Genomic DNA, 25,728 nt, shown 5'->3' on the forward strand with positions numbered 1-25,728 from the left:
TATCAAAACGATTTTGCCTGCGATGGCTTCTATAGCGAAAAACCACTTACGAGCCTGTTAATACCGTTTACGGTAAAACCTCTGGACTCAGGTTACAGGCGGGTGCTAATTAGGTGCTGGTATAGAATTCAAAAATCACATTCAATAAACACTTAGTGCCTTCAGAATTTCCTTAACCATGACTATAAGGTTCCCGTAAATTCGGAAGAACTCTTATTCAAGGATTTATAACATGCTTCTTCTTGGAATTGATGTCGGAGGAACACATACAGATGCTGTGGCAATCGGACCGGATGGACTTGAAGCGCAAGTAAAAGTTCCAACGGATCACGACAACCTGCTTTCCTCCATTAAGAACGGACTGAGTGAAATTGTCCGCAACATTGACCCCTCACGAATAAAACAGCTAAACTTGAGCACCACACTCTCGACCAACTCTATTGTAGAAGGTAAATTTGAAGATGTTGGGGTTATTGTTTCAGCTGGTCCAGGACTTGATCCCCACTCTTTTATGACCTGCAAAGACTTTCATGTTATCCCCGGGGCACTTGACCATAGAGGTTCGGAGACGAGAAGACTGGACAACCTAACCCTGGAGGAAGCCATTGCTTCCTGCCGCAAATCAGGTGTTAAAGTCTATGCAGCAGTCACTAAATTTTCTCCACGAAATCCAGCCCACGAAAAAGAGATCGGTCTTGCAATTGGTGACAATGCCGATTTCATCACACTTGGCCACCAGATAACAGGTCGCCTGAATTTCCCAAGACGCATATCAACTGCATTTTACAATTGTGCAGTGTGGAGAATTTTCAATAAATTTGCAGATGCCATTTCAGGCACACTAGACGAAATGAACCTTGGTCACATCAAGGTAAATATTCTGAAAGCAGATGGAGGGACCATGCCTCTGCCACTTTCACGCAAAATACCGGTACAATCAATTTTCTCAGGTCCTGCCGCCAGCGTCATGGGCATAATCGCTCTTTGCAATATTACACATGACTCTATCATCTATGATATCGGTGGAACGACCACTGACATCGCAATTTTTGCAGGGGGAAGCCCTCTGATAGAGCAGGAAGGCATTGATATAGGATCACATCCAACTCTGGTCCGCGCTTTGAAAGTACAGTCCATCGGTATCGGAGGAGATTCAACAATATCCATATTGGAAGGAATCGTACGAGTTGGGCCGAACAGACTTGGACCATCAATTGCTTTAGGAGGAGAAATCCCGACTCTAACCGATGCACTCATCTGGAAAGACTCCTGCGTATGCGGAGATATCGGAAAATCCAAAGGAGGATTTGCCGCATTTGCTTCACATAAGGGATTTGAACCAGATGAACTTGCCGACAAAGCCATTGCTTATGCAATTGATAAAATCCATAGTTCAACTCGCGAACTTGTTGAAGAAATCAATCAGCAGCCAGTCTATACAATTCATGAACTGCTTGAAAATGTACGCATCGTCCCTCGCAAAATTTACATTATGGGTGGCCCTGCCAAGGCCATGAAAATGGATATTTTCCGTAAGTTCAGACTTTCTACTGAAGTGCCGGAAAACTACGATGTAGCCAATGCTATCGGTGCAGCACTGACCCGTACCACAACTGAACTTGAACTTTTCGCTGACACTGAACGAGGTCTTATGTTTATCCCTTCCCTTGGGCACAGGGAGAACATTCCACGCAACTATAAACTTGAAGAGGCAGAAAAAGACGCTATGAACCATCTGCTTGCCCATTTGGGCGAGATGCATGTGGCTGCCGACGGCTCCAATGCACAGATAACGTCATCATCTTCATTTAATATGGTTAACGGATCAACAACAGTAGGCCGCAATATCAGGGTAAAATGTCAGATTAAACCCGGCGTTGTCCGGATACATTCATAATACGGAGTTATCATGCTCAAGGCTGAAAACAGGCTGGGAGTCATTTTCTTTCCCGCCTTTGACTGGGCAATTTCACCCACTCATCCAGAAAGAGAGGAACGCCTGCTCTATACTCAGGATCAACTTCGTGAGGAAGGACTTTTCGACATCGAAGGCATCCGCGAATACAAGCCGGAAGTAGCCCAGACTGAAGATATCGAGCGGGTTCATTTCTGCTTTCCAGAAGCTGAGGCCATAGCCACCCGGTCACATTATATTTCTTCAGGCGGTGCCATTAAAGCAGCCAAATTAATCATGAGCGGAGAACGCGATCGGGCATTTGCCCTTGTACGTCCCCCCGGACATCATGCCATGAAAACAATTCAGGGCTCACGAGGTTTTTGTGCCATAAACATTGAAGCTATAATGTGCGAATATATACGTGAAAAATATGGTCCAAAAAGAATCGCTATTATTGATACAGACTGCCACCACGGCGATGGAACACAAGACGTATACTGGCATGACCCCGACACATTATTCATTTCTATGCATCAGGATGGCCGAACCTTGTACCCGGGAACAGGGTTTCCTAAAGAGGCAGGAGGGCCCAAGGCTTTAGGTCGTAACATCAACATACCTCTTCCTCCAGGAACTTCGGATGCAGGGTTCATGATGGTCATGGAAAATATTGTTATGCCAATTCTGGATGACTTCAAACCAGACTTGATAATCAACTCAGCAGGACAGGATAACCACTTCACTGACCCCATAACCAATATGAATTTTTCGGCCCAAGGATACGCTGCGCTCAACTCCCTGCTCAAACCGGATATAGCTGTACTTGAAGGAGGCTATGCCATTCAGGGGGCACTGCCATATGTTAATCTGGGCATAAGTCTTGCCATGGCAGGAATTGATTATTCACATGTACGCGAACCAGGCTTCAATCCTGAAACCCTGCGAGAGTCAAGTGAAGTAATGAACTACATAGCAAGCCTTTGCGACGGAATCAGAGACATTTACTTCAATCCACCCAAGGAAAGCAGTGAAGGAGTTATAAGCGGAAAATGGTCTGTACGACATCGTAATATATTCTATGATACAGAAGGGTTTACTGAATCTCAGACCGAGTCACTCCTGCTATGTGAAAACTGCAGAGGACTGCTCAAGGTTGAAACTCAAAAAGAAAACGGCCCCATGGGATTCGGTATCGAAATACCTGCTGCTGCCTGTGAAAAATGCCGTAATACAGGATATTCTCTTTTAGAAGAGGCGCAGATTAAAAGTCGTTACCGATATATGCAGATGATCAATCGTAAGGATAAGGATTATCTGCGTTACGGATTTTGACTAAAGAAGAAAAAAAACCTTATGCATACAGGCCTGAGGATTAAGTAGCTTATTTAAAAAAGCACCGACCTTACCTGGCTCGACAGCATAAATAAAAAATGGGTAGCCCCTGATAATAATTATCCGAGGCTACCCATTTTCTTTTTGACTGTATTAACTAAAACAGGTTTAGGTTTGCCTAACAGGCGAACAACCTTAAGTATTACTCATGCATTTCTTTAATAATCTTGGATAAATGTTCAGCAAGAACTGTAAGTTTGTCGATAGCTTCTGAAGATTCAACCATAGCCTGCTCAGTTTCATGCGAGATACGGCTGACTTCAACAGTAGACTGACTTATCTCATCACTGGCTGAAGCCTGCTGTTCAGCAGCAGTAGCGATAGAACGAATTCGATCAGCCGTTGAGTCAGACATTGACACAATCTCACCGAGCGCATCACCTGAATGACTGGCAAGTTGAGTACTTTTTGCAACAGACTTTACTGCGGCCTCAGTGGCACGAACATTAGCTTTGGCGCCTTCTTGAATCCCGGATACAGCATGATGAACCTCAGAAGTTGCCTGAACTGTCTTTTCAGCCAACTTACGTACTTCATCTGCAACAACGGCAAATCCACGCCCGGCCTCACCGGCACGAGCTGCTTCAATAGCAGCATTAAGGGCAAGAAGATTGGTCTGATCGGCAATATCTTCAATAACACCAAGGACATTTCCAATAGATTCTGATTTTTTGTCCAAATCTTCCATGGAATGCCTGAGAGAAGCGGCCTGATCTGCAACTTCAGCAATAGCTCCGACCACCTCAGTTACAACCCTTGCACCATCTTGAGCCTGATGTTTTGCACTCTCTGCATTACCAGCTGCTTCTTGTGCATGGCGGGCAACCTCAAGGACGGTGGCATTCATTTCTTCCATAGCAGTAGCGGCCTGACCTGCCTGCTCAGTCTGGACAACAGCTCCTTGACGAGCTTCATTTACCAGACGATGGAGCAGGGATGCCGCATCACTCAGATCATGAACTACAGTATTAGCCTGCTCTGCAGCAGTTGCAATGCGTTCATTCTGTTCCAGAATATGTGCTTCACGCATCTTAAGCTCGGTGGTATTGATATATAAACAACACCCTCCGTTAACCTTTCCAACCACATCATGTAATGGAAAAAGATTTGCAAGGACATTAATATCACTGCCGTCAGTGTGTTTGAAAATGGCATCAATATTCATTTCCCGTCTATCATCGTCCATACAGTAGCCAATACGGGATTTACGGTCATCTTTATAAAAAATCTGTGAAAGCATGCGACCATAATATGACTCTGCTTTATCAGCAGATCCAATCATATCCAGACATTCTTGATTTAGAAAAGTGACTTTCTCTTCAGTATCAACAATACAACAGGAAATAGGCAGCCCATCTAAAAAACTTAGGCTGAACCCGAGTCTCTCCTTATAGCTATCTCCCAGTGCAGTAACCATATCACGTAAATCAGTAAGTCCCGGAGATGTGCATTTGTCAGCCCCATTGTAATCGCCACTCAATACCCGCTTTGAAAAGGCAGTAATACAATTAACAGGGCGAAGAACCTGAGTGTTCAACATTGTAACCAGCACAAGACCTAACAGAGCAAAAACAACGAAAATAATTGAAACCAACATCCCCGGATCTACAGAATTGTCAGACATCATTAAATAAATGCCACAGCCTAGACCAGCTGCTAATAAAAAACCAAAATAAATTACGGCAAATAACCGCAAAAATTTTACATTACCAGTACCCATGAAGCTCTCCTTGGTAGATAAAAAATCCTTTTACCGGACCTCTATATTCATGCTGTTCATGTTGTTTAATCTTGATTTTATTAATTTTTATTTTGAATATCTTCAAGATCTGCTCTAAAACAGCAAAAAAACCAATTAAAGCCCCCATACCAATATATCTTCAAAACCTCGCGGAATTGAAGCTAAACCCTTTATAATACATTGTCTATACATTTTACAAAAGGCTACAATACTACTTTCGTATACATTTCAAAATACATGTTAGCAGATCTTACTTATTAACTCTTTATTACACCGGAGTTGCATTAAAATATAAAACATATTGTTCAGATAAACATCTCTTAATATTTCAAAACAAAAAAAATGTGAGCCAAAAAAAAGGAGAGTTGTTAAACAACAACTCTCCCACACTGCAACACTCAATTTCAACTGTTAGCAATAAATTCATTTATCTTGTTTCAGCAAACAAATACCATGAAAACAGATTGTGACTTTTAACCTTCTTTGTCTTGAAGTGGCATATTTTTAATAAATACATCCTGCTGAGGAAAGGGAAACTCAACACCATTCTCATTAAATGAATCCCAGATAGCAAGCATAACATTTGATATGATCCTGCCGGTACCTTTTTCAGGATCACCGATCCAAATACGCAGTTCAAAATTGACAGAACTGTCAGCAAATGCACGTAGACGACAAGCAGGAGCAGGATCTTTAAGTACACCGTCTACTGCAAGTGCAGCCTCTTCACTAAGTTTCATAGCCTTGCGAAGATCTGAAGAATAAGCAACACCAAACGGAATTCGCAGTCGGACATTATTATCTGCGTAAGTCCAGTTGATTACCTGTCCGGTAATAAGCGTATCGTTAGGTATCAGGTACTCTTTCTTATCAAAAGTCTCCATGGAGATAAAACGGGCATTCAGCGACTTGATCTTACCACGGGCATTGCCTATTTCAATAATATCTCCTGGCTTAATTGATTTTTCAAGCAACAAAATCACACCACAGACCAGATTTGAAATAACCTTCTGCAAACCGAAGCCGACACCGACACCAACAGCACCTGAAAAAATAGCCAACCCTGTAAAATCAATACCGACGCCTTTAAGACCAAGATAAAGAGCCAAAGTCATTAACCCGACTTTGGAACCTTTAGCCAATAGCACCTGAATAGACGGGGAAAGATTTCTTGCCTTCTGGATTCTGTCCTGAGCAATTTTATTTACAAAGGAAGCAGTCTGAATAAGAGCCAGCAACAATACGATACCTTTAAAAAGAACCAGAATAGAGAGATTCTTCTGGTTATAAATAAAACCTACGGTATCGAGAAAATCCAAAGTTCTGCCAAGCAATCCAAAAACATTCAGGGCAGCAAGAATCCAGGCTGTAGCTGAAATCAATCTTGCCCAGAACTGGTTCATAACCAGACTGGAAGCAATCTTAATTATGACCCAGGCTAAAGTCAGCGAGCTGGCAATCACCAATAAATGAGGGCGTATTCCCTGAGTCCCAATGATAAAAGCCGAAAGCTTCAAAATAAGAACAACAAAAATCAGCCAAAGCTGCTTAAAAACAGTATTAAAGAAAAGACTGTTTCTGACCATTAAAGGCAGTTTGTCTTTAAGTACTTTCTCTATTCTAGGAGTAATACGTTTATGAAATAATAGGCCCAGCAGAAAAGCAACAGGAACAAGCAGCAGTTCAACTGCTCCATGAATTGTCAGAAAATTTTCTACAAACGAAACCTTCAGTTCATTACCCCATTTGACTAGGTCATTTCGCAAAAAGTGCTCTATCTGTGAAAGATCCATAAGCAAACTCCTAGATTAATATATCAGCTAACGCTCCTGCAAAAATAAGTACGGCAATTACTCCGTTGAGAGTAAAGAAAGCCATATTTACCCGACTCATATCCTCTGCGGATATAACCTGATGCTCCACAAGAAGAATTGCACCGACAATAGCAACTATAGAAAAATAAATCCATCCTAGCCCGGCAGATAATCCTGCCAGAAGGAAAAAGATAATCGTATTTACATGGCTGAAAGTAGAAATAGTCAAAGCTTTATTAAGGCCAAGGTTAGCAGGGATAGAATTTAGTCCGCGATTACGGTCAAATTTACGATCCTGAGTTGCGTAAAGGATATCGAATCCTGCAACCCAAAACATGACACCTAGAAAAAACAATACTGCAGGCAAGGTAATCTTAGGATCTACACAAAGCCATCCAGCAACAGGAGCAAGTCCCAGAACAGATCCAAGCACATAATGACAGAGCATAGTAAAACGCTTCGTAAGCGAATAAAATGCCGACCATGCAAGAGCTAAAAATGAAAGCTTGTAACACAGATCATTCATCCCCTTACAGGCAAAAACAAACACCACACCGCAGGCAACTATAAAGCAAAAGGTAAAGAACGGACTAAGTTCTCCGGTCACCAAAGGGCGGGTCCTTGTACGTGGGTTCTCACTATCAATATTAATATCAAAAAGTCTGTTCACTGCCATTGCAAAAGAACGGACAGCGACCATCGCGACTGTAAGCAACACAAAAGGCTTAATCCCGGGCCATCCACCGGAAGCCAAGAAAAGCCCCATGTAAGCAAAAGGCAATGCGAAAATTGAATGCTCAATCTTAATCATGCGGCAGACAAGAACTGTATTTTCCAAAATTTTATTCAACTGCTTACGTAAACAATCTGACAAAACCGACTCCTTTCTCTCAAATTAATTCGATTAAAATTTTTCAATAAGGACAGCACCGACAATAACCAGTGCAGCCCCGGTAATACGTCCAGGTGTTGCTTCACGGACGGCATATCCTATGACTCCATAGTGATCCAGCAGAACAGATGCAACCATCTGTCCACCAACCATCCAGCACATCATAGTCCCTGCCCCCAGTACGGGAGCAACAATGACAGCCGCAGCTACAAAAAAAGCACCCATGAAACCGCCAGTCCACATCCACCACGGTCCTTTAAAAATCGACGCAGCAGGAGGGACCTGTGTTCGCATTATCAATACATAAGCAAACAGCACCAGTGTACCGACACCAAACGAAATCAATGCCGCAAGTATCGGATCACCCACAAAACCTCGTAAACGTAAATTTACGCCGGCTTGAGTAGGAGCCATTGCTCCGAAACAAAAAGCCATGAGAATGAAAAAAAGGCGCATAATATAATCCTCACCAAATGTTATGCCACGATACATAGCTTAATCTTAAATCCAAAGACAAACTAGCTGACTCTCGGTGAACAGAGATTTTTAATACGCATTATACTTTTACTTATATTTTAGATTTCTAATATAATTTTTTGAATAAAAAAGGGGGCATTGATATTTTGCGTCAATAGCCCCCATATAATTCTTTAAAATGCGGAGTACATTGACTCCACACCAGGATAAACAAGTTGCAACAAACTACTTTAAAGTGACCAGACCATAATTCTTTTTACCTTTACGGATAAGCATACATTCTCCACCAATAAAATCAGCACCTGAAGGAATGTAAGCAAAGTCTGAAACACGTTCGTTGTTTATATACAAACCACCGGCCTGAATATCTTTACGGGCCTGGCCTTTGGACTTAGCCAGTCCCAGATCAAGAAGAACCTGAGGCAGGTCAGGCAGTTCATTTGCTGCATACTCAACGCCGGGAGCTGCTTTCATAGCTTCACGCAGAGTGGCAGCATCAACAGACTTGATATCTCCTTTACCGAAAAGCGCATCAGTAGCAGCCTTCACTTTTTCAAGCTCATCCTTGCCGTGAATCATTACTGTTGTTTCTTCAGCAAGACGCTTGTGTGCTATACGGGCATGCGGAGCTTCCTCATGCTGCTTTTCCAATTCAGCAATTTCTTCCTGAGTCAGGAATGTGAAGTATTTAAGAAAATTAATAACGTCACGATCATCAGTATTGATCCAGAACTGATAGAATGCGTAGGGAGATGTCATTTCAGCATTAAGGTAAACAGCATTCCCTTCACTTTTTCCAAACTTCTGACCGGAAGCGGTCGTAATGAGCGGAAAAGTAAGCGCATAACCTTCCCCCTGAGCCTTACGACGAATGAGCTCACAACCGGCAGTTATGTTACCCCACTGATCGCCTCCGCCAATCTGAAGCTGACATTTTTTATCTTTGAAAAGATGGTAAAAGTCATATCCCTGCAGAATCATGTAGCTGAATTCAGTATAGGAGATACCTACATCCTCACGACCGAAACGACCTTTCACTGACTCTTTAGCAAGCATCCAGTTAACAGTGAAATGTTTACCGATATCACGCAGCATTTCAAGAAATGAAATTTCTTTTGTCCAATCATAGTTGTTTACAACATCAGCTTTTTCACCAGTGTTGCGTTCGCAAAAAGCTTCAATCTGAGATTTAATATTAGCAGACTGAGACTCAATCTTTTCAACGGAAGAAAGTTCTCTTTCCTTATCCTTACCACTAGGATCACCGACTCTTCCGGTTGCTCCGCCAAGTAGAAAAAGAGGATTATGCCCAGCCTTTTTCATGCGCACCAGACAAAGCAATGGAACAAGGTTACCGATGTGCAGACTGTCGGCAGTGGGGTCAAATCCACAATACATACTCTGACCGGGGGTATCCAGATATTTACGGACTTTTTCTTCGTCAGAGACCTGATTGACCAGCCCACGCCATTTTAACTCATCAAAAATATTCATATTAACCTCTTTATTTAATTCATTGCGCTGATTAAACGCTTTTTCTTAACATTTAAATTAGTTACACACCTGTGATTTGACCAGAATTCCATGTTTCAATAGATGTAGTCCTACCGGAATCTGCATCAATTTCCACAAGAACTCCCTGTAGCTCGACTGGACCTCCAGCTACTTTCCACTTCTGCGGTAATCCGGTAACGAATCTTTTAATTACCGGATTTGGAGTAAGCCCCAGACATGAATCTATAGGTCCGCACATGCCTGCATCAGTAATATATCCAGTGCCGCCTTCTAAAATTCTGGCATCATTGGTCTGTACATGGGTATGCGTGCCGATGACAACACTGACCCGTCCTGCAAGGTATCGCCCGAGGCACTGCTTTTCAGATGTGGCTTCTGCATGAAAATCAACTAGAATTACTTTCACGTCTTCAGGTAGATTATTTAAAATTTTATCCGCGGCCATAAATGGACACTCTGCAGGCTGCATAAATGTACGCCCCTGAAAATTTAATACAGCAACAGGCAGGTCATCATGAATTCTATAAACTGTCCAGCCCCGACCGGGTGATCCTTCAGCGACATTTGCAGGGCGTACAATTCGATCACAGGAATTTAGATATGGATATAAATTCTGATATTTCCAGATATGATTTCCAGATGTAATGATATCTATACCGCAGCAAAGCAGATCTTTAGCATTTTTAATGGATAGACCTATCCCTTGTGAGGCGTTTTCACCATTAGCAACAACAAGATCAAGATCATGCTTTTTGCGTAGCGCATTTACCTTGAGAGCAACACCCTTTCGGCCGGGCCTGCCAACGATATCACCGAGGAAAAGAATCCGCATCAATCTGCTCGCGGGAATATGTTTGTGAAAAAAAGGCGGCTGGAAGAAAGGCCCGAAGGGCGATCCCTCCGGGCCGCTGAATAAACTCTAACTATTTAGCATAACCAACGGAACGACGTTCACGGATAACGGTTACACGAATCTGACCTGGATAAGTCATATTGTTTTCAATCTTGGTAGCAATATCTTTACAGAGCATATGAGTATTATCATCAGTAACTCTTTCAGAATCAACCATAACTCGAATCTCGCGACCAGCCTGAATAGCGTATGCTTTGGATACTCCATCAAAACTTGTAGCAACATTCTCCAGCTCTTCAAGACGCTTCACGTAGTTTTCAAGAAGTTCTTTTCTTGCACCTGGACGAGCGCCTGACAATGAGTCAGCAGCCTGAACAAGTGTGGCCAGAATAGACTTAGGCGGAACATCTTCATGGTGAGCCTGAATTGCGTGGATAATCTCTTTAGATTCACCATGCTTTTTGGCAAGATCAGCACCAATTACTGCGTGAGGGCCTTCGATTTCATGGTCAACAGCCTTACCGATATCGTGAAGAAGTCCGGCACGTTTTGCCATTTTTTCGTCGATACCAAGTTCAGCAGCCATTATCCCACACAAGAAAGCCACTTCCAGAGAGTGCTGAAGCACATTCTGAGAGAAACTGGTGCGATACTGCAGCTGACCGATAAGTTTTACAATCTCAGGATGAATTCCATGAACGCCTACATCAAAGGTAGCCTGCTCACCTATTTCACGCAGCTTAACGTCCATTTCCTGCTCTACCTTGTTCACGATGTCCTCAATCCTTGCAGGATGAATACGGCCATCATGAATAAGTCTTTCAAGAGCCTGCTTAGCTACTTCACGGCGCAGAGGGCTGTATGCAGATAGAACTACTGTTTCAGGTGTATCATCAATGATCAGATCAACACCGGTTGCAGCCTCCAGCGCCCGGATGTTACGACCTTCACGACCAATGATCCGCCCTTTCATATCTTCAGATGGAAGAGTTACAGCGGTAACAGTCTGCTCGTTCACATAATCCCCGGAGTAACGCTGGATGGCGAGAGCAAGAATCTTACGAGCCTTGCGAGTACCTTCCTCTTTTGCCTCCATCTCGATTGCACGCACCATTTTGGCAGCCTCGTGACGGGTCCGGCTTTCTATTTCTGTCATAAGCTTTTCACGGGCTTCTTCCACGGTCAGTCCGGAAACTTCCTGCAGCTTACGCTCGTGATCATCTTTACGTCTTTCAAGATCCTCGCGGAGCTCTTCGAGCTTCTTTTCCTGCTTAATCATGCGTTTTTCAAGAGACAAAACTTCTGACTCTTTATTCGCAACTTTTTCAAGCTTCTGCTCTAAACGTTCTTCTTTTTCCTGGAGACGCTCTTCCTGTTTTTTCAGGCCGCGTTCCATTTCCTTGTACTCGTTTTCCTGCTCTTTTTTGAGCGCATAAACTTCGTCTTTAGCCTGAAGCTTAATCTCTATTTTCATAGCTTCAGCTTCTTTGCGGGCTTCCTGGACAATCCTGTCAGCCAGCCCCTGTGAATCGGCCAATCGCTTGGAATTCACATATCGGTGCAGGGCATAACCGCCTGCGGCACCTAGGGCCATTCCAAATAGAATCAGAAAAAAATCCCCGAACATGCCATTCTCCTTTTATGTTGACAGGCCTATGCAGACCTGATTTTTCATTACCGATTATTCATCGGGAAGATTATAACAATCTGCAATGGAGAACAGAAAATAGATAAGGGCTGGTGAGGTGAGAATTTTAAAAGGCAGGAAGATAAACAAAATCATTAAAATGATTCTGCCCTATTGCCGAGAATCCCGTTTGGGGACCCCGGAGATGCCGTGTTGCCGTATAAGTTAGAACCTAGTCTAACAGGTGGGCGCTGCCCCCGAAGTTTAAGGCTTCCCGGCTAAACCGGGCCTGCACACCACTCCGGTAATGCCTGCTCCCGTACTTTTTATATTGGTTCAAAAGCCATAGGGCAATCACGCACTCCCCAGGGAAATTCATTATATCTTATATTGCCGTGCAATGCACAGCTTATCATTTCTCTAACAGCGCGTTAATCTTATTTTCCATCGTTTCAAGCTTGCGGCTGTGCTCAAGGTAGTCATCGGCAAGACTAAGAGCCAGACATGTCAGCAGCTTTTCTCTACTCACATTTTTACCGCCCCTCACCAGTTCTTCGAATCTATCTTCGAGAACATCTTTTGCGGCTTCAATTCTTTCTTTATCCGCATCAGTCTTAAATGATATTTCAAGACCTAGTACGGGTATTGTATAGCGGGGCATATTTATCTGGCTACCATCATCCTCTAGAATTTTATATAAAACCTGGTCCCGTTTTCAGAACTAGGTACAAAAAACTCTTAATCGAGAGTACCTTCAACTTTACTCAGGAGACTTTCAATACGTCCACGGACTTCGTCCTTACGCAGCTTCTCCTGCTCAAGTTCCTCAAGAAGAAAAGCATTTTCCTCTTCAAGTTGCTTAATTTTTTGCAGCATTTTTTCGAAACGTTCTTCCAAGTGAGCGATTATTTCCATAGTTCTAACCTAATACCTTATCTTTACAAAATCAAGACTTCTTAGAAGTCCGGGGAATGTTGACCTGTCTGCCTCTAGCAACACCGAGGTCTCCATCTTTAACATTTTTCGTAATGGTGGAACCGGCTCCGATAAGCGCTCCTTTGCCAATTATGACCGGAGCGACCAAAGCTGAGTTGCTTCCAATGAAAGCCCCTTCACCTATCACTGTCTTATGTTTGTTCTTTCCATCATAATTGCAGGTAATAGTACCTGCTCCAATATTTGCACCTGCCCCGATTTCACTGTCACCGAGATAGGTCAGATGGCTGGCTTTGGCACCTTTGCCAAGAACAGCCTTTTTCATTTCAACAAAATTGCCGACTTTAGAATCTTCCATAAGAACAGCACCTGGGCGTAACCGCCCATAAGGACCAACCATGCAGTTAACACCAACTTCAGCGTCTTCAAGATGACTGTACGCTTTGATCAATGCATTTTCTGCTATATTACTATCCTTAATTCTAACATGAGATTGAAGAACAGCACCGCGGCGAATTACAGAATTTCCGTAAATTTCGCAAGGGCCTGTTATTTCAACTCCGGGCTCAATCACAACTCCGGGCCCAACAACAACAGATTCCCAATTGTGCAGAGTAACCCCGGACTTAAGCAGTTTTACAGCAGCACGCTCACGTAATTCAGACTCAGCATGTGCAAGCTCAAAGGGATTGTTAATCCCCATAAGATCAATAGAGTTTCCACAATTGACCGCAGTTACATGCATGCCACATTCAACAGCAAGATCAACTAAATCTGTAATATAATACTCGCCGCTTTTATTTTCATTGGTAAGCTTACTGAGAAGTCCATCAACTGCCGAAATTTTGAGACAATAAATTCCTGCATTAACTTCACCGCTAACAGGACCGTGAACCGCCTCATCAAAATCTTTGGCTTCAACTATTGCAGTAACCTGCCCGGCTTTATTTCTAGTCACGCGGCCGAACTGGCAGGGATCATCAGGAGTAATTGTCACAAAAGAAAGATCAGCTTGATCTTCTTTAACCGCCTCAAGAAAATCCTTAACGGCAGCTTCACTGATAAGAGGAGTATCACCGTTAATGACAAGACAGTATTTACTGCCCGTAGCCTTAATACGCTCCCACCCCTGCTGCAAAGCATGACCAGTTCCAAGCTGCTCTGCCTGAAGAACAAACCTGCCCTTCATATCAGAAAAAGACTCTTCAACATATGAAGAACCGTAGCCGACTATAGTAAAAATATCGTCGCCTAGCGATGGGCGCAAGGCATTATATACATAGTAAAGCATAGACTCGCCAAGCAAAGTTTTAAGAACTTTAGGCTTATCTGAATGCATACGTGTCCCTTTCCCACCAGCGAGAACAAGGGCGCAGGCAAACGAATTCGTCATCATATAATCTCCATATTTGTTACTGGAGAGGTGTTACCAGTTTGCAAGGTCCGAGTAAATGAGCAATAAAACATTATTTAAATTATTTATTACGTATTTCCAACATGATAAAAAAATATTTACTCAAATAGGATTATAAAGAAAACATCCCGTTAAATATTTACAAATCAATCAACTGATAATTTATTGCAGATTCTTTCCAAATTTTAAAGACCTATTTCGCTGCATTATTCAACTTCCCCGCTTGTGAACAAAAACATATACAAACCCGGCAACAAAGAAAATCACATTTTTTGTATTATCAAGTAATAGCAGAATATTTTGAATAATTTTCTATCTGAAAAGAATAACATGAAATAAAAAAAAGGAGCAGACTGTAATTACAGTCTGCTCCCTAATAGCCTTGGGGCTTTTAGACGTGAACTAAACTCTAGTGAGTAGTAGATCCAGCCTTTTGTGCCGCATCTTTACAGCTGAGGCGGGCCAGTGCTCTCTGAAGAGCAGCCTGCGCGCGAGCTGATTCAATACGATCCTGCGCTTTAGCCAAACGAGCCTTCGCTTTATCCTGAGCTTTCTGAGCCCGAGCGATGTCGATCTCAACGGCCTTTTCAGCAACTTCGGCAAGAATGGTCACTTTATTGTTTCCAACTTCAGCAAAGCCGCCGGAAACAAAGATATAGTGAGTGCGGTTACCTTCTTTAAAATAAAGGTTACCAACGCCGAGAGCCGAAAGAAAGGGTATGTGATTGGCCATAATACCAAACTCACCCTCAATCCCGGGAGCGCCGACATAGTCGACTTCCTGAGAAAGGACCTTGCGATCAGGAGTAACGATTTCCAAAAGGAGCTTACTAGCCATAATCGCGTCCTATGCTATTTGTTTTTCTCTTTTTCAATGGCTTCGTCCATTGCGCCAACCATATAGAAAGAGTTTTCAGCCATGTCATCGTATTTACCGTCAAGGATTCCTCTGAAAGCCTTAACTGTGTCCTCGAGCTTTACGTAAACGCCGGGGGTACCGGTGAAAACTTCAGCAACGTGGAAAGGCTGGGAAAGGAAACGCTGGATGCGGCGAGCACGAGCAACAGTCTGTTTATCTTCATCAGAAAGTTCATCCATACCAAGAATGGCGATGATATCCTGAAGGTCTTTATATTTCTGCAGAACCATCTGGACTTCACGAGCAGTAGCGTAGTGTTCAGCACCAAGAATATTGGGGTCGAGAATACGTGAAGTGGAGTCAAGAGGGTCAACAGCTGGGTAAATACCAAGCTCAGCAATCTGACGGGAAAGAACAAGAGTACCGTCAAGGTGAGAGAAGGTAGTTGCCGGTGCGGGGTCAGTAAGGTCATCCGCAGGTACGTAAACAGCCTGAACAGAGGTAATGGAACCTTTGTTGGTGGAAGTAATACGTTCCTGAAGTCCACCAAGGTCAGTACCAAGAGTAGGCTGGTAACCAACAGCAGAAGGCATACGACCAAGAAGTGCGGACACCTCAGAACCTGCCTGAGTGAAGCGGAAGATATTATCAATAAAGAGAAGAACGTCTTCACCTTCAACATCACGGAAGTATTCTGCGATGGTCAGTGCTGTCAGAGCAACACGAGCACGTGCCCCCGGAGGTTCGTTCATCTGTCCGTATACTAGAGCCGACTTCTCAAGAACGCCAGCGTCTTTCATTTCATGGTAGAGGTCGTTACCTTCACGGGTACGCTCACCAACACCTGCGAAGCATGATTTACCACCGTGCTGTTTCGCAATGTTGTTAATCATTTCCATAAGAATAACGGTTTTACCAACACCTGCGCCGCCGAAGAGGCCCATCTTACCACCCTTGGGGAAGGGAACAAGAAGGTCAACAACTTTGATACCGGTTTCAAGCAGTTCAACTTTAGTAGACTGCTCGGTAAAACCAGGTGCTGCACGGTGAATAGGCATATCTTTGTCGCAGTCAATCGGACCCAATTCATCAACTGGGCGACCAACAACGTTGAGAATACGACCGAGAACTCCGTCACCAACAGGTACGGAGATAGCCTTACCCTTAGCAACTACGTCCATGCCGCGAACGAGACCTTCGGTTGCGTCCATAGCGATGGTACGAACAACGTTATCACCTAGGTGCTGTGCAACTTCACAAACGAGATCAGGAGCATCAGAGTTGTTCGGGTTATCAATCTCGACCGCAGTCAGAATGTTGGGCAATTGCCCTTCAGGAAATTCGACGTCAACAACCGCGCCGATAACCTGAACAATTTTACCTGTAACTTTACTCATCAGAGTAACCCCCTATATTATCCTTTCAGCGCTTCTGCGCCGCCGACAATGTCCATAAGATCCGCGGTAATCGCTGCCTGTCTGGTTTTGTTGTAAAGCAAGGTCAGAGTTTCGGTCATATCATCGCATGCTCTGGAAGCGTTATCCATTGCAGCCATACGTGCAGCGTGTTCACTGCAGGATGAATCGAGAAGACCGCGATAAACCTGTACTTTAACAAAACGGGGCAGAAGCTCCGCGAGAAGACCTTCTACAGAAGGTTCATAAATGTACTCACTAGATGCACCGGATTCAACCTCTTCACCTGCTGCCTCGGAAGACATAGGCAGGATCTGGAGTCTGGTCGCAGGCTGACTGGCAACACTTACAAACTTTCCGAAAACAAGGAAAACTTCATCAAGCTCTTCGGTAAGGTAGGCATCGATAACTTTATTACCGACTGTGACAGCCAGGTTAAAGTCAAATGAACTCATTTCATCAGCATAAGCCTCGATGATTTCGAACTCACTTTTCTTAACAGCATCACGGCCTTTTTTACCTACACAGTAGAACTTTACAGTTTTACCTTCAGCCTTCTTCTCTGCGGCCAGTTTAAGGGCCGAGTTTATCATATTCGTATTAAAACTACCGCAAAGTCCGCGATCAGACGTGACAAGTACAATGCCGACAGTCTTGATTTCTTCGTGAACTTCGAGCAGCGGGTGAACTGAAGAGTCAGCACCTGCTGCCAGATCTCCAAGCATTTCATAGAATTTATCAGCATATGGACGGAAACGCTCAATTCTATCTTGAGCTCCGCGCAGCTTAGCTGACGCAACCATGTTCATAGCTTTGGTAATCTGCTTAGTCTTTTTAATACTGACTATTTGGTTTTGGACATCCTTAAGAGAAGCCATCAGTACCTCCCAGGATTAAGCTGTGAAACCTTTTTTAAACTCTTCCAGAGCGGCCTTCAGCTTGCCTTCGAGATCAGCATCAAGAGCCTGTTTGGTCTTGATTTCTTCCAGAATTTCAGGCTTTGCATTAGCAATGAATTCCTGAAGATCATCTTCAAACTTACGAACGGAAAGAACAGGAACTTCATCCATGTAACCGCGAGTACCGGCATACAAAGAGATAACCTGCTGCATAACGTTCATAGGTTTGTACTGAGGCTGCTTGAGGAGCTCAACCATACGAGCACCACGGTTCAGCTTCTGCTGAGTGGCTTTATCCAGGTCGGAACCGAAAGCCGCAAATGCTGCAAGTTCACGATACTGTGCAAGGTCAAGACGCAGAGTACCGGCAACCTGTTTCATAGCTTTAATCTGAGCAGCACCACCAACTCGGGAAACGGACAGACCTACGTTAATCGCAGGACGGATACCGGAGTTGAAAAGGTTAGGCTCAAGGTATACCTGACCATCGGTAATGGAAATAACGTTGGTCGGAATGTATGCGGATACGTCACCGGCCTGAGTTTCAATGATCGGCAAAGCGGTCAATGAACCAGCACCGAGACTATCGTTAACTTTGCAGGAACGCTCAAGGAGACGTGAGTGCAAGTAGAAAACGTCACCGGGATAAGCTTCACGTCCCGGAGGGCGACGAAGAAGCAGAGACATCTGTCTGTAAGCAACAGCCTGTTTGGAAAGGTCATCGTAAGCGATAAGAGCGTGCTTGCCGCCGTCACGATAATATTCAGCCATTGTTGCACCGGTATATGCAGAAATAAACTGCAGAGGTGCTGGCTCAGAAGCTGTTGCAGAAATGATTGTGGTGTATTCCATAGCACCGTGCTTACGCAGAATGTCAGCAACAAGAGCAACAGATGCTTTCTTCTGACCGATAGCTACGTAGAAGCAGTGAATACCGGAATCTTTCTGAGCAAGAATTGCGTCAATACAAATCGCAGTCTTACCAACCTGACGGTCACCAATAACGAGTTCGCGCTGACCACGTCCGATAGGTGTCATAGCATCGATAGCCTTAAGACCGGTGTACATGGGTTCATGTACGGACTTACGAGCAATGATACCTGGAGCTTTAAGCTCAACAGGACGGGTTTCTGTAGCTTCAATAGGTCCGAGTCCGTCAATAGGCTGTCCGAGAGGGTTTACAACGCGCCCCATAACAGCTGGTCCAACGGGAACGGAGAAGAGTTTGCCAGTACGTTTTACCGGGTCACCTTCTTTAATGCCTGTGTCATCTCCGAGGAGAGCGACACCGACGTTATCTGCTTCAAGGTTGAGAACCATGCCCATAAGGCCGCCTGGAAACTCAAGGAGTTCCATCGCCATTGCGTTCTCAACACCATGTACACGAGCGATACCGTCACCAACGTACAGTACGGTACCTGTTTCGCTCATCTCGACCTTGGATTCATAATTTTGAATCTGATCTTCAATGATTTTGCTGATTTCTTCCGCTTTAATCTGCATGGCCCTACACACCCCTTTTAATCTGTTCTTTCATCATTTGCAGCTGAGCGCGAATGCTTGCATCAAGAACCTTGTCTCCAACCTTAAGGACAACACCACCGAGGATATCTTTGTCCATTGCGAACTCAAGTTCGAGTTTGCACTTCAGCTGATCTTCAAGACGTTTCTTAATTTCATCCTGGCGTTTTCCGGCCAGTTTAATCGCAGTCACGAGTTTGCCACGGACGACACCCTGAACGGTATCCAGCATTCCGGAGAAATCGCTTGCGATTTCTGGAAGTACAGGAAGACGTCCTTTGTCGGCCAAAAGGCTGCAAAAGTTCTTCACCACAGGTCCTGCCGAGGTCTTCTCAAGCAGTTTCCCAAGCACGGCTTTCTTTTCATCCGCACTGAAAACAGGATTCTGAAAGAGCCTCAGGGCCTCCGGGGAATCTTTCAGGATCTGGGACAACTCGGACAGTGCCTTACCATACGCCGCAAGATCTTTGTCTCCCTGCTTCTGGCCAACAGAGAACAGTGCCTTTGCGTATCTGCGTGAGACTATGTTCCCGGTCAATTGAGCACCACCTTTGTTAAGTATTCATCCACAAGATTCTCATGCTGAGCTTTGGTCAGTTTGCTCTTAACGATTTTCTCTGCAGCTTCAATGACTTTATCAGCCATTTCTGCACGCATTTCGTCGAGAGCAATGATGACTTCCTGTTCAGCGGAGACTTTTGCCTGAGCCTTGATCTGCTCAGCGCTCTGCTCTGCCTTCTGGATAATTGCTGCCTTCATAGCCTCGCCCTGAGATCTGGCTTCGGAAAGGATTGCTTCCTTTTCCTGTTCCAGATTAGCAATACTCTGCTCGACGTCGCGGAGTTTACTTTCTGCAGCTTCCTTACGGGACTGCAAATCGTTAAGCTCCTGCTTGATTCCTGCCTGACGACCTTTAAAAAGACCGGCGATTTTTTCACCTGCGAACTTATAAAGGACCCCAAGGACGAGAATCAAGTTTAATACACGCCAACCGAAGTTTGCCCAGGGAATCTCGTGTGCCCCCCCTTCTCCGCCACTTGCGTAGGCTGCGCCTGCTGCAAGCAGTACAGAAAGAGTGGCTGTTGCCATGATCATGTTTTTCCGCTTCAAGGCTAAACCCCCCTTCGATATTGATTAGGCCTAGCCAAGAACCTTGGCTGTAACCTTCTGAGCAAAAGCTTCAACTTCGCTACCAAGAACCTTCATTGCTGCACCCTTGTCAGATGCAACCTCTACACGAGCTGCTTTCATAGTTGCTGCTGCAACTTTTCCGGCTTCGGAGAGTAATGTGTGTTCATGGGAAGCGCCCTGTTCTTTGAAGTCGTTCCGGATGTCCATACCCTGCTTACGGGCACCGTCCAAAGCAGCTTCGTAATCCTTAACCTTAATATCAGCCTGCTGCGTGAAGTTCTCCACTTTAGAAAGCTGGTCACTCATAAGCTCCGCACGTCTCCGGATAATTTCACGGATAGGACGAAACATGAGAAGGTTGAGAACAAGAAGGGTGATGATGAAGTTCGCTAACTGGATAAAAAAGCTAATATCTAAATCAATCATGCCTGCTCCCGAAAAGGTTGTGAATTTTTGTCCAAAGTCAGTCGCCATTTAGCTAATTTTAGAGGTTGTGTCAAAGGGTTTTTCGTTTTTAAGTGACTACTTTTACCCTCTCAGCCCTTGTCATTACTGGCTTGTTATTTTTTTAACTAATTTCTTCGTTTTTGGATTCAACTGTTTCAGGAGCTCTTGAACTCATAGTTACACGCCCCTCCAGAACAGCTCCTTCCTCAACAACCAGTACAGGGGTTACCAGATCACCCTGAAGGTTTGCGGTCTTGTGAAGAACAGCCTTCTCACTTGCATATACTTCACCATTAACCCTGCCACTAAGGACTAACTGACCGACTCTCAAGACCCCTTGGACACGGGCCTCTTTGCCCACAACAAGGGTTCCTTCAGACTCAACTTCACCATTGAAGTTGCCGTCAATGCGGACTGCACCCTGAAAATTTAATTTTCCCTGATAATCAGTTCCACTACCTAAAAAAGCATTTATTTCATCTCTAGCCATTTGATCTCCTTTTGCCCCCGAACCGTTTTTTGATAATCCAAACATACGGCTTTTACCCCTGTTTAAATACATAACGCCTCATGGATACGTTTAAAACGAGTCCCACAAGACAAAGATTAACCACGGTGCCGCTGCCGCCGTAACTGATGAATGGTAAAGGGATGCCAACTACAGGCATTAGCCCGAGGACCATACCCATATTGATTAGGATTTGCCAGAAGAAATAAAAGAATACACCTGCCGCAAGATAGCTTCCGAAAAGGTCTTTTGCCTCTCTGGCGGTAACCACCATCTGATACAAAAATACGCAAAAAAGACTAAGCAGAGTCATCGCTCCGACAAAGCCCCACTCTTCACCAAACACTGCAATAGCAAAGTCGGTGTGCTTTTCCGGTAAAAAGCGCAGTTGAGATTGAGTTCCACCTAAAAAACCTTTCCCCCACAACCGACCGGAACCGATTGCAATCTCAGACTGAATGATATGATATCCAGCACCAAGAGGATCGCTGGCAGGGTTCATGAACGAAACAATTCTGCGTTTCTGATAATCATGAAGAAACAACCACCCGACCGGGATTAAACATGGACCTAGAATAGCTAATGTCTTAAATAACTTAGGAGTTAATCCGCGATAAAGAATCATTCCGCCAAGAATAAGAAGAATATTCAACCCTGATCCAAGGTCCGGCTGGATAATAACCAGACCGGCGGGAACCAGTCCCACCCCCACTGTGTAGGCAAGTTTAGTCAGCCCGAGAGGCTCACTATCACGTGATAAAATTCTGGCCCCGATAATAAGAATTGTGATTTTAGCCATTTCACTTGGCTGGAAATTAAAAAAACCAAGATCCAACCAGCGGCGGGCACCATAGATAGTTTTACCAACAAAGGGGACTGCCAACAGCAAAAGAACTGTCACCCAAAACAAAGGCCATGCGATAGTCTTCAAATGCCTATAATCAAAGAGCATGAAAGTAATCATGCCCACAAAACCAAGTAATCCCCAAATAAGCTGTTTCTGATAAAATGAACTTACACTTATTCCCTCTTCAAGCCTGAACCCGCTTGCAGAATAGAGGTTCATAACTCCTAACAAAAAGAGTAAACCTGCAAGCCCCAGCAGCAGCCAGTTCATATGGATAAGCAGCCGTCTATCAATGGGTGACATTCACAGGCTCCTTTTTTTTGTCCGAAAAGATATGATCATATATAGCTTTGACTACAGGGCCTGCTCCCGAGCCTCCATGCAGGCCGTGTTCAACCATGCAGACAACGACATAGCGTTTGTCTCCTTTTTCAGCAAAACTGGCCATCCATGCATGGTCTCTATATTTAAAGGGGATATCTTTATCTTTCATTTTTTTGATTTCATCGGTAAGTTTAACAACTTGCGCAGTACCGGTTTTACCACCGATAACAACTCCTTTAATACGCAGCCTGCGAGCAGTTCCATGAGAACTGTCCACGGTCTGGATCATGGCTTTGCGAATTATTTCACGTTGTGCATCCGTGACCGGCAAATGTCCCTGTTCTTCTGCCGGCTCTCCGGCTAAAAGCTGTGGACGCAATAACCTGCCCCCATTTATCAGTGAAGAAATAAAACGAGCGACCTGCAATGGAGAAACAAGCGTGTACCCTTGACCGATTGCAAAGTTCAGATTTTCACCAGGGTGCCATATTTCACCGTAACGACGTCTCTTCCACTCACGGGAAGGAATTAATCCCGGCTTTTCATGGGGCAATGAAATCCCTGTGAGACTGCCAAACCCTGCTTTTTTGGTAAATTCACTTAGCTTATCAACACCAAGTTTCATTCCCAGCTTATAATAATAAACGTCACAGGACTCGACGAGTGATTTTTCAAGATCGGTCTCACCGTGGCCACCTCTTTTCCAACAGCGGAAAGTATACTTTCCAAGCTTGGTAAACCCCGGACAATAAACGGTGTCTTCAGGCGTAATTACACCATAATGCAGCCCTGCAGCAGCTACAGCCAGCTTAAAAATTGATCCCGGGGGATAAACACTCTGGATAACCCTGTTCTGTAGAGGAGTTCGTGGATCATCTCTAAGAGCAACCCATTGTTTCTGACTCAGTCCAACAGTAAAAGCATTATTGTCATAAGACGGAGCACTGACGAAAGCCAGAATCTGGCCATTATCAGGATTCATAACCACAACAGCTCCTGCTTTGCCTTTCAGAAGCTTACCGCCAAGCTCCTGCAGATCAAAGTCAATTGAAAGATCAATATCCTCGCCGGCGACAGGAGAATTTAAAATTCGTTCTTTCAGCCGACGCCCGGTGGCATCAACTTCACTCTGCCTGCGCCCTTTTATTCCACGAAATCTTTTCTCCAAAACATATTCCAGGCCCTGCTTGCCTACATAGTCTCCCACGGCAAGCCCCGAGTCGGACTCGAGCTCCTCCTCATCAACTTCAGCAACATAACCAAGGACATGAGAAAAAAGAGATCCTTGAAGATATTTTCTCCGGGGACGGACCACTATTTCAAGGCCGGGCCAGTGTAAGGAATTTGCTTCGATTACAGCGACCTGCTCAAAAGTAAGATTTGGCACAAGAATAAGAGGTTCGAAAGGTTTTACCCTTCGCTTGGATTTTTTAAATACTTTTTTAATATCGGCAAGATCAACTCCGGTCCACTTAGAGACAGTCTCCAGGGTTGCATCAAGTTTTTTACAGTCTTCCCGGACAATTCCCAAAGCGTAAGCAGGTTCATTTACTGCCAGCAAAACACCATTACGATCACGGATAAGACCGCGTGGAGCGTAGAGTTTATCCTGACGAAGCTGGTTATTCATAGCCTGCTCGGCAAAATAATCACCCTTATGAATTTGCAGATACCAAAACCGTAAAGCAAAAATGCAGAAGAGCAATAGGATCAATCCCTGTAAAAGGAATAGACCATTTCTTGGAGGTTGCTGATTTTTGGACTCATACAGACTCATGTTTAAAACCTGCTGGATAAAGGTACTTCAAAAGCAGCCATTCTATCGGAAAGATAAGGGCTTGAAGAATGCCCTCAAAAATATACCTGTCAGACACCCAGACCATGTCAGCCAGCATTGCCATTACAGCAGTAAGCAGTGGATGTAGCACTCCAAGAACGACACCGCAAAGCAATGCAAACATCATACTTTGCACATCAAAGAACATTGCACCGCAACGATATAGAATTAAGATGGAAGAATACCAGAGAATGGAATAACCGAAAGGAAGGCCGCCGATACCGTCTTGAATCAGCGCCCAGATAAGAATCATCCAGAAGAAATATTTACGTTTACCAAGCTGGATACACAACAGGAGTCCCGGAGCCATAAAATCAACCCCCGGCAACATCTTCTGTGCCCATATTGCCACAAAAGTAAATGCGGCCCACCACAAAACTGACTGCATACTACTCTCCCAAGGCAGTGGTTCTATTGCCTGTACCTATAGAAGTGGAGTTGGAATTCGCTCCTGTGGCGTTAACCGGATTAAACTGTTGAAGAAGAAGCACTTCTTCAGTGTTTTTCATATCCGCGAGAGGAACAGCTTCAATTTTAAGGAAAAGTGAAATGTCTGACCGCTCAACAGAAACGACTTTTGCAATGGGTAATCCGGGGGGAAAAATACCTGCAAGTCCAGAAGTAACAAGAATCTCGCCTTCATTAACGGCAGAATTAAGTTTCACATACTTAACACTAAGCGGTTCGCCTTCCCCGTTACCTATGAGTAATCCGGCAGAACGGTTTAACTGCCCTCGCACTGAGATACGACTATTACGATCTGAAATCAGCATGGCTTTGGAAGCAGTAAGCCCAGGTTGAACAATACGCCCGAGAACTCCACGAGAAGTCATTACCGGAGTATCGGGCAGAATCCCTGAACTGATACCCTTCCCCAGAATAACAGAATCAAGAGCTGCGGACGGTCCCATTCTGTGAGCAATAATCCGCGCTCCGTCTGTGGTCCAGCCGTCAACAGGAGAGATATTCAAAAGTTTTTGAAAGCGATCCGCCTCGGCAGCCTTTTCACGCAACTTCATAATCTCAAGCCGCATAAGATTGTTCTGGGAACTCAATTGGTCATTGAGCTGCTTGAGCCCTATAAGATAAATATACTCATCCCAGAAAGCCTCGGACTTATCATGAACCCATTCACCGGGCCATAAAACCCATTTAACAATTTCAAGGCCAGTAAAAGCTGAAAGACGGTCAAGCTGCCCGGACCTCAAATTCCATGAGTACAGGCTAAGATAAACAAAAAGAGCAATGATGACGGCTATAGCGGCACGCTTGAGCTTCACACTTAATCCTCTGAACATGTAAAAACAGAGATTAAAAAAACGCTGAATCAGAAAAAATGAAAAACAATAACTCTGAAAACAAGAATCCAGCCTATCTGGAAA

At 44.3% G+C, this 25,728-nt stretch carries 24 protein-coding genes and 1 other RNA gene; 2 read left to right on the forward strand and 23 right to left on the reverse strand.

The window, feature by feature from the left end; genetic code table 11:
* Window positions 1-232: 232 nt before the first annotated feature.
* Together H589_RS0109600 and H589_RS0109605 are read left to right on the forward strand one after the other, a co-directional pair.
* The gene (locus tag H589_RS0109600; RefSeq protein WP_027721814.1) at window positions 233-1,897 is read left to right on the forward strand and encodes a hydantoinase/oxoprolinase family protein; all 1,665 of its coding nucleotides are present in this window, start codon (window positions 233-235) and stop codon (window positions 1,895-1,897) included.
* A 12-nt stretch (window positions 1,898-1,909) separates the two neighbouring features.
* Window positions 1,910-3,229, forward strand: a complete 1,320-nt coding sequence (locus tag H589_RS0109605; protein WP_027721815.1) for a histone deacetylase family protein — start codon at window positions 1,910-1,912, stop codon at window positions 3,227-3,229.
* A 202-nt stretch (window positions 3,230-3,431) separates the two neighbouring features.
* On the opposite strand, the gene H589_RS0109610 is transcribed toward H589_RS0109605, so the two are convergent.
* From H589_RS0109610 to mreC, 23 genes are all read right to left on the reverse strand, one after another.
* Window positions 3,432-5,009: a methyl-accepting chemotaxis protein gene (locus tag H589_RS0109610; RefSeq protein ID WP_027721816.1), complete on the reverse strand. Its 1,578-nt coding sequence runs from the start codon at window positions 5,007-5,009 to the stop codon at window positions 3,432-3,434.
* 494 nt (window positions 5,010-5,503) lie between these two features.
* A complete protein-coding gene (locus tag H589_RS19560) occupies window positions 5,504-6,823 on the reverse strand; it encodes a mechanosensitive ion channel family protein (protein WP_051249702.1) in 1,320 nt (439 codons plus the stop codon).
* 10 nt (window positions 6,824-6,833) lie between these two features.
* Window positions 6,834-7,718 (reverse strand): 4-hydroxybenzoate octaprenyltransferase, encoded by an 885-nt coding sequence (locus H589_RS0109625; RefSeq protein WP_245577094.1) that lies wholly within the window; start codon window positions 7,716-7,718, stop codon window positions 6,834-6,836.
* A 30-nt stretch (window positions 7,719-7,748) separates the two neighbouring features.
* On the reverse strand, window positions 7,749-8,192 hold the full coding sequence (locus tag H589_RS0109630; protein ID WP_027721818.1) for a DMT family transporter: 444 nt from the start codon (window positions 8,190-8,192) through the stop codon (window positions 7,749-7,751).
* 246 nt (window positions 8,193-8,438) lie between these two features.
* Entirely contained in the window at window positions 8,439-9,707 is a 1,269-nt protein-coding gene (gene tyrS / locus H589_RS0109635; protein ID WP_027721819.1) for a tyrosine--tRNA ligase, read from the reverse strand.
* A gap of 61 nt (window positions 9,708-9,768) precedes the next feature.
* Window positions 9,769-10,560: a TIGR00282 family metallophosphoesterase gene (locus H589_RS0109640; RefSeq protein ID WP_027721820.1), complete on the reverse strand. Its 792-nt coding sequence runs from the start codon at window positions 10,558-10,560 to the stop codon at window positions 9,769-9,771.
* A 91-nt stretch (window positions 10,561-10,651) separates the two neighbouring features.
* On the reverse strand, window positions 10,652-12,208 hold the full coding sequence (rny, locus tag H589_RS0109645) for a ribonuclease Y (protein ID WP_027721821.1): 1,557 nt from the start codon (window positions 12,206-12,208) through the stop codon (window positions 10,652-10,654).
* 192 nt (window positions 12,209-12,400) lie between these two features.
* Window positions 12,401-12,583, reverse strand: a non-coding RNA gene (gene ssrS / locus H589_RS20645) — 6S RNA.
* 37 nt (window positions 12,584-12,620) lie between these two features.
* On the reverse strand, window positions 12,621-12,869 hold the full coding sequence (locus tag H589_RS0109650; protein WP_027721822.1) for a cell division protein ZapA: 249 nt from the start codon (window positions 12,867-12,869) through the stop codon (window positions 12,621-12,623).
* 77 nt (window positions 12,870-12,946) lie between these two features.
* Window positions 12,947-13,123: a hypothetical protein gene (locus H589_RS20910; protein WP_169433114.1), complete on the reverse strand. Its 177-nt coding sequence runs from the start codon at window positions 13,121-13,123 to the stop codon at window positions 12,947-12,949.
* A 31-nt stretch (window positions 13,124-13,154) separates the two neighbouring features.
* Entirely contained in the window at window positions 13,155-14,537 is a 1,383-nt protein-coding gene (gene glmU / locus H589_RS0109660; protein ID WP_027721823.1) for a bifunctional UDP-N-acetylglucosamine diphosphorylase/glucosamine-1-phosphate N-acetyltransferase GlmU, read from the reverse strand.
* A 430-nt stretch (window positions 14,538-14,967) separates the two neighbouring features.
* Window positions 14,968-15,396, reverse strand: coding sequence for a F0F1 ATP synthase subunit epsilon (locus H589_RS0109665; RefSeq protein WP_027721824.1), 429 nt, complete (start codon window positions 15,394-15,396; stop codon window positions 14,968-14,970).
* 14 nt (window positions 15,397-15,410) lie between these two features.
* Window positions 15,411-16,814 carry a F0F1 ATP synthase subunit beta gene (atpD, locus tag H589_RS0109670; protein WP_027721825.1) on the reverse strand — a complete coding sequence of 468 codons (1,404 nt, stop codon included), beginning with the start codon at window positions 16,812-16,814 and terminating at the stop codon, window positions 15,411-15,413.
* A gap of 17 nt (window positions 16,815-16,831) precedes the next feature.
* Window positions 16,832-17,710 (reverse strand): F0F1 ATP synthase subunit gamma, encoded by an 879-nt coding sequence (locus tag H589_RS0109675; RefSeq protein ID WP_027721826.1) that lies wholly within the window; start codon window positions 17,708-17,710, stop codon window positions 16,832-16,834.
* A gap of 15 nt (window positions 17,711-17,725) precedes the next feature.
* Window positions 17,726-19,234 (reverse strand): F0F1 ATP synthase subunit alpha, encoded by a 1,509-nt coding sequence (gene atpA, locus H589_RS0109680; protein WP_027721827.1) that lies wholly within the window; start codon window positions 19,232-19,234, stop codon window positions 17,726-17,728.
* A 4-nt stretch (window positions 19,235-19,238) separates the two neighbouring features.
* Window positions 19,239-19,790: a F0F1 ATP synthase subunit delta gene (locus H589_RS0109685; protein WP_027721828.1), complete on the reverse strand. Its 552-nt coding sequence runs from the start codon at window positions 19,788-19,790 to the stop codon at window positions 19,239-19,241.
* Window positions 19,787-20,347 carry a F0F1 ATP synthase subunit B gene (atpF, locus tag H589_RS0109690; RefSeq protein ID WP_027721829.1) on the reverse strand — a complete coding sequence of 187 codons (561 nt, stop codon included), beginning with the start codon at window positions 20,345-20,347 and terminating at the stop codon, window positions 19,787-19,789. Before atpF ends, H589_RS0109685 begins: the two co-directional genes overlap by 4 nt.
* A gap of 45 nt (window positions 20,348-20,392) precedes the next feature.
* Complete coding sequence (locus H589_RS0109695) at window positions 20,393-20,809, reverse strand: F0F1 ATP synthase subunit B (RefSeq protein ID WP_027721830.1); 417 nt, start codon at window positions 20,807-20,809, stop codon at window positions 20,393-20,395.
* Window positions 20,810-20,951: 142 nt separating this feature from the next.
* Window positions 20,952-21,320: a bactofilin family protein gene (locus H589_RS0109700; RefSeq protein WP_027721831.1), complete on the reverse strand. Its 369-nt coding sequence runs from the start codon at window positions 21,318-21,320 to the stop codon at window positions 20,952-20,954.
* Between the two features lie 52 nt (window positions 21,321-21,372).
* Window positions 21,373-22,488, reverse strand: coding sequence for a rod shape-determining protein RodA (gene rodA, locus H589_RS0109705; protein ID WP_027721832.1), 1,116 nt, complete (start codon window positions 22,486-22,488; stop codon window positions 21,373-21,375).
* Entirely contained in the window at window positions 22,475-24,286 is a 1,812-nt protein-coding gene (gene mrdA / locus H589_RS0109710) for a penicillin-binding protein 2 (protein ID WP_027721833.1), read from the reverse strand. The genes rodA and mrdA overlap by 14 nt, the downstream gene beginning before the upstream one ends.
* Window positions 24,273-24,734: a hypothetical protein gene (locus H589_RS0109715; RefSeq protein WP_027721834.1), complete on the reverse strand. Its 462-nt coding sequence runs from the start codon at window positions 24,732-24,734 to the stop codon at window positions 24,273-24,275. The genes mrdA and H589_RS0109715 overlap by 14 nt, the downstream gene beginning before the upstream one ends.
* A gap of 1 nt (window position 24,735) precedes the next feature.
* Window positions 24,736-25,626: a rod shape-determining protein MreC gene (gene mreC, locus H589_RS0109720; protein ID WP_027721835.1), complete on the reverse strand. Its 891-nt coding sequence runs from the start codon at window positions 25,624-25,626 to the stop codon at window positions 24,736-24,738.
* Window positions 25,627-25,728: the final 102 nt, after the last annotated feature.

Source organism: Maridesulfovibrio zosterae DSM 11974, from assembly GCF_000425265.1.
In the GTDB taxonomy this organism is placed as follows: Bacteria; Desulfobacterota; Desulfovibrionia; order Desulfovibrionales; family Desulfovibrionaceae; genus Maridesulfovibrio; species Maridesulfovibrio zosterae.